Here is a 4,872-nt window from a genome sequence, read left to right as displayed (position 1 = left end):
ACGGTGCCGCGCGCGCTGGCCACCGTCGACATGGCCACCGGCGACGAAGCGGTCGCGATCAACCAGCGCTCCGATGTCTGCGCGGTCCCGGCCGCCGGTGTCGTGGTCGAAACTATGGTCGCGTTGGTACTGGCCCGCGCCGCGCTGGAGAAGTTCGGTGGCGATTCGCTGACCGAGACCCGCCGCAACATCGAGTCCTACCGGCGTTCGGTCGCCGAGCGGGAACCGGCCACCGAAGTCCGGGCGTCCGGGTAACGCCATGGCGCCCAAAGCCGTGTTGGTGGGACTGCCGGGATCCGGCAAGTCCACCATCGGTCGACGGCTTGCCAAGGCCCTTGACGTCGCCATGCTCGACACCGACGCAGCCATCGAGCAGCAGACCGGACGCGCGATCGCCGACATCTTCGCTTCCGACGGCGAAGCGGAGTTTCGCCGGATCGAGGAAGAGGTGATCCGTGCAGCGCTCGACACACACGACGGCGTCCTGTCGCTGGGCGGCGGCGCAGTGACCACCCCGGGGGTGCGTGCCGCGTTGGCCGGCCACACCGTCGTGTACTTGGAAATCAATGCGGCCGAAGGAGTCCGCCGCACGGGTGGTAACACCGTGCGGCCACTGCTGGCCGGGCCGGACCGCGCTGAGAAGTTCCGCGCGCTGATGACACAGCGTGTGCCGCTCTACCGAGAGGTCGCCACGATCCGGGTGAACACCAACCGTCGCAATCCCGGGGCTGTCGTCCGCCACATCGTGTGCCGCCTCAACGAGCCGAAGTCGGGGCACCGGCGCCGGTCGCCGTGGCGCCGCTCGTCGGCCCCCCGGAACCTCAGCGCGCCCGAACCCCGGACCGGGCCGCCTCCCACGCCCGCGACCCCGGCCGCCCTGGCCGCCGCCCGCAGACACGGCAGCGCCGAGGTGGAGAAATGACGGAGGCTCGCCAACCGGTCACCGTCCAGGTGAACGTGGACCCGCCCTACCCGGTCGTCATCGGCACGGGCCTGCTCGGCGAACTCGGTGACCTGCTCGGCGGTCGGCACCGGGTCGCAATCCTGCACCAGCCGGTGCTGACGCAGACCGCCGAAGACGTCCGAAATCATATGGCCGACAAGGGTATTGACGCACATCAGATCGAAATCCCAGACGCCGAAGCGGGTAAAGACCTGCCCGTCGTCGGTTACATCTGGGAAGTGTTGGGCCGCATCGGCATCGGCCGCAAGGATGCGTTGGTCAGCCTGGGTGGAGGTGCCGCAACCGATGTCGCGGGCTTCGCGGCGGCCACCTGGTTACGCGGGGTGTCGATCGTGCACGTGCCCACCACACTGCTGGCGATGGTCGATGCCGCCGTTGGCGGCAAGACCGGCATCAACACCGACGCCGGTAAGAATCTGGTCGGTGCATTCCACCAGCCGACCGCGGTGCTGGTCGACCTCGCAACGCTGCAGACGCTGCCGCACAACGAGATCGCGGCCGGGATGGCCGAGGTCGTCAAAGCCGGATTCATCGCCGACCCGGTGATACTGGACCTGATCGAAGCCGACCCGCAGGCCGCGCTGGACCCGGCAGGGGAGGTGCTGCCGGAGCTGATCCGGCGCGCAGTCGTCGTCAAGGCCGAAGTCGTCGCGGCCGATGAGAAGGAATCCGAACTGCGCGAGATCCTGAACTACGGCCATACATTGGGCCACGCGATCGAGCGGCGGGAGCGCTATCAATGGCGGCATGGCGCCGCGGTCTCGGTCGGCATGGTGTTCGCCGCCGAATTGGCCCGACTGGCCGGGCGTCTCGACGACGCCACCGCGCAGCGCCACCGCAACATCCTGACCGCGCTGGGTCTACCGACCAGCTACGACGCCGACGCCCTTCCGCACCTGCTCGAATCGATGGCCGGGGACAAGAAAACCCGAGCCGGGGTGCTGCGGTTCGTGGTGCTCGACGGGCTGGCCAAGCCCGGCCGGCTGGAAGGCCCGGACCCGGCGCTGCTGGCCGCCGCGTACGCGGAGGTGGGAACCCGGTGAGCAGCCCGCCGGCGACGATGCAGAACGCAGTGATGCTGAGGAGCGGCGCATGAGCACAGTCAACGTGATCAACGGGCCGAACCTCGGCCGGTTGGGTCTTCGTGAGCCGGAGGTCTACGGCGACACTACCCACGACGATCTCGTCGAGTTGGTGGAACGCGAAGCGGACGCGCTGGGGTTCAAAGTCGTTGTGCGGCAAAGCGACAGCGAAGCCCAACTACTGGACTGGATCCATCGGGCAGCGGATGCCCAGGAGCCGGTGATCCTCAATGCCGGCGGGCTGACCCACACGTCGATTGCGCTGCGCGATGCTTGTGCCGAGCTGAGTGCGCCTCTGGTCGAGGTACACATCTCCAATGTCTTTGCCCGCGAGGAGTTTCGGCATCACTCGTATCTGAGCCCGATCGCCAGTGGCGTCATCGTGGGCTGCGGCGTGCAGGGTTACCTGCTCGCACTGCGCTATCTGGCCAGCCTGGGCAGCCAGTCCTTGGGCGCCTAGTCGGTCGTCGGTTTCTCGATGTGCTCGGTGGCGGGTTCGGCGTGCTCGTGGACCGCAACCTCGGTGGTGTTCGCTTCGCTGGGCGCCGTCGGAATCTCGGCCGTGTGCGCCGCTTCTTCGCTGTAGGCCGTTGGCGTTTCGTAGTCGCGTTCTGCCGTCGCCACCGCGCTCGTCTGCTGCTCGGGCCATTCCTGGGCATCGACGGTGGCGGCTTGCTCCGAGCGAACGGCGGCAAACACGTCGGTGTCGGCGCGGTCCTGCTCGCCAGGGGCAGCGCCACTCTGCGGCTTGTAGGCGCCCGTCTTGTCCACCTGCCAACGGCCCACTGCCACGCCGCTGATCGCGCCCAGGAACACCACCAGCGCGGTGAATGCCGCAAACGTGGTGAGCTCGTTGATCAGCCCGCCCACGTAGAGGGCCTTGTAGAACACCGCGATCAGCCAGGTGACCGCTCCGCTGAGGACGCCGGCGATGAGGCCGGCCAACAGCCAGGTCATCGCGAGGTCGTCCCGGCGGTCCGGGTCGGGGTTGGACGCTGCGTCCTCGCGGCCGTCGATCACACCCCAGGCAACCACGCCCACGATGAACACAGCGAGCAGCACAAGGCTGATCAATGTCGCGTGCGTTTGCCACACGCTGATAAGCGTTCCCTGGAACAGCCGAACGACGACCATCGCGGCGCCGAACACCAGGCCACGCAGCATCCAGTTAGTCATGGGGCCACAGCGTAGCGAGTAGCGTCAGCCGGTGTGACACATTCCCAGCGGCGAGCCACGCTCGGTGCCGAACTTCGCGCGGCCGAATTAGATGCGATGCTGGTCACAGACCTGATCAATGTCCGCTATTTATCCGGATTCACCGGTTCGAATGCGGCGCTGCTGGTGTTCGCCGACGGCGATAACGCCGTCCTGGCCACCGACGGGCGCTACCGCACCCAGGCCGCGCGGCAGGCGCCCGATCTGGAAGTCGCGATCGAGCGGGCCTGCGGGCGGTATCTGGCCGGACGCGCCGTCGCCGGCCGCGCCCGCCGGGTGGGATTCGAGAGCCACGTCGTCACCGTGGACGGCTACGACGCGCTGGCCGCCGAGCTTTCCGGGGCCGGTGGCGCCGCCCTGGTCCGCGCCGCGCAGCTGGTGGAGGCCCTGCGCGAAACCAAGGACGCGGGTGAGGTGGCATTGCTGCGATTGGCCTGCGAAGCTGCCGACGCCGCGCTGACCGACCTGGTCGAGCGCGGCGGGCTGCGACCCGGCCGCACCGAGCGCCAAGTGAGCCGTGAGCTGGAGGCGTTGATGTTCGAGCACGGCGCCGATGGCGTCTCCTTCGAGACGATCGTGGCTAGCGGCGCGAACTCGGCGATTCCACACCACCGGCCCACCGACGCGGTGCTGGCCACCGGCGACTTCGTCAAGGTCGACTTCGGTGCCCTGGTCGGCGGCTACCACTCCGATATGACCCGCACCTTCGTCCTTGGCCGGGCCGGTAGAGCTGACGCCTGGCAGATGGAGATCTATGAGCTGGTCAGCGTCGCGCAACGAGCGGGGCGAGAAGCCCTCGCCGCGGGCGCCGGCCTGGCCGACATCGATGCGGCCGCCCGCGGGGTGATCGTCGACGCCGGACATGGCGCGCACTTCGGTCATGGCCTCGGCCACGGGGTGGGATTGCAGATCCATGAAGCGCCGGGGATCAGCGCCACCGCCGCCGGGACACTACGGCCGGGCTCCGTCGTCACCGTGGAGCCCGGCGTTTATGTGCCCGACCGTGGCGGCGTCCGCATCGAGGACACGCTGGTGGTCGCAAGCCCCGGGCACGCACCGGAATTGCTCACCCTGTTCCCCAAGGAACTGGCGATTCTGACCTGAAAACACCTTCGCCAGTCCCGTGCGTGCACGGCTGACGAAACCCAGGGTGTGCTCGCACTGAACAGCGAGTTGGCGGCCCGCACGCCCTCCGATGCTCGTCGTCACCTCGGCGGCGTCGTGCTCCGACCGGGTGATTCCGACGACGATGGCGTCACCCTCATGTGCGTAGGGCGAGGCTCGCCAGCACGCTGACCGCCACGCGGCCGACAGCGTTGGACGTGTCGATGCTCGCGTGGCGTTGATGCTCCGAGCGGCCGGTGAAAGCAACTACGCTCGAGGGCGCGTGGCCACGCTGAGCGACTACGTGAGGCGGCAGACATCGCCAGCTTCGGCAGCGAGGACATGCTCGCCGCGCAACAACGTGTGCTCCAAGCCGTCAGCGCGGCCCGTGCGCCGGGTTCGCCGTTAACGAAGACCTCTCCGTTACCGACAGCAGTACCAGCCCAACACTTCAGGCATACGTTGCCCGCCACGACCAAGCGCAGGTTCTAGCCGACGACATCCGCG

The 4,872-nt window shown here is 68.2% G+C and carries 5 protein-coding genes and 1 pseudogene; 5 read left to right on the top strand and 1 reads right to left on the bottom strand.

The features are described from left to right. From AC2VOU_RS15985 to aroQ, 4 genes and pseudogenes are all read left to right on the top strand, one after another. On the top strand, window positions 1-255 hold a 255-nt coding region (locus tag AC2VOU_RS15985; RefSeq protein WP_486958255.1), incomplete at its 5' end, for a chorismate synthase. Window positions 256-259: 4 nt separating this feature from the next. Continuing rightward, window positions 260-766, top strand: a pseudogene (locus AC2VOU_RS15980) (shikimate kinase); the annotation flags it as partial. A 152-nt stretch (window positions 767-918) separates the two neighbouring features. Beyond that, complete coding sequence (gene aroB, locus AC2VOU_RS15975; protein ID WP_486958254.1) at window positions 919-2,007, top strand: 3-dehydroquinate synthase; 1,089 nt, start codon at window positions 919-921, stop codon at window positions 2,005-2,007. A gap of 49 nt (window positions 2,008-2,056) precedes the next feature. Continuing rightward, the gene (aroQ, locus tag AC2VOU_RS15970) at window positions 2,057-2,506 is read left to right on the top strand and encodes a type II 3-dehydroquinate dehydratase (RefSeq protein ID WP_486958253.1); all 450 of its coding nucleotides are present in this window, start codon (window positions 2,057-2,059) and stop codon (window positions 2,504-2,506) included. Here aroQ and AC2VOU_RS15965 read toward each other — a convergent pair. Then, window positions 2,503-3,222 (bottom strand): B-4DMT family transporter, encoded by a 720-nt coding sequence (locus tag AC2VOU_RS15965; RefSeq protein WP_486958252.1) that lies wholly within the window; start codon window positions 3,220-3,222, stop codon window positions 2,503-2,505. The genes aroQ and AC2VOU_RS15965 overlap by 4 nt on opposite strands. Window positions 3,223-3,255: 33 nt before the next feature. Here AC2VOU_RS15965 and AC2VOU_RS15960 point away from each other — a divergent pair, with 33 nt between their 5' ends. Then, window positions 3,256-4,365: a M24 family metallopeptidase gene (locus AC2VOU_RS15960; protein ID WP_486958251.1), complete on the top strand. Its 1,110-nt coding sequence runs from the start codon at window positions 3,256-3,258 to the stop codon at window positions 4,363-4,365. The last annotated feature ends 507 nt before the right edge of the window (window positions 4,366-4,872 follow it).

Source organism: Mycobacterium sp. TH-M25 (assembly GCF_057473665.1).
Note: the sequence above shows the minus strand (reverse complement) of the source record. Positions and strands in the feature narration are given on the sequence as shown.

Coding starts and splice junctions, on each gene's coding strand:
- aroB (WP_486958254.1), top strand. CDS start 919: ATGACGGAGGCTCGCCAACCGGTCACCGTCCAGGTGAACGTGGACCCG.
- AC2VOU_RS15965 (WP_486958252.1), bottom strand. CDS start 3,222: ATGACTAACTGGATGCTGCGTGGCCTGGTGTTCGGCGCCGCGATGGTC.
- aroQ (WP_486958253.1), top strand. CDS start 2,057: ATGAGCACAGTCAACGTGATCAACGGGCCGAACCTCGGCCGGTTGGGT.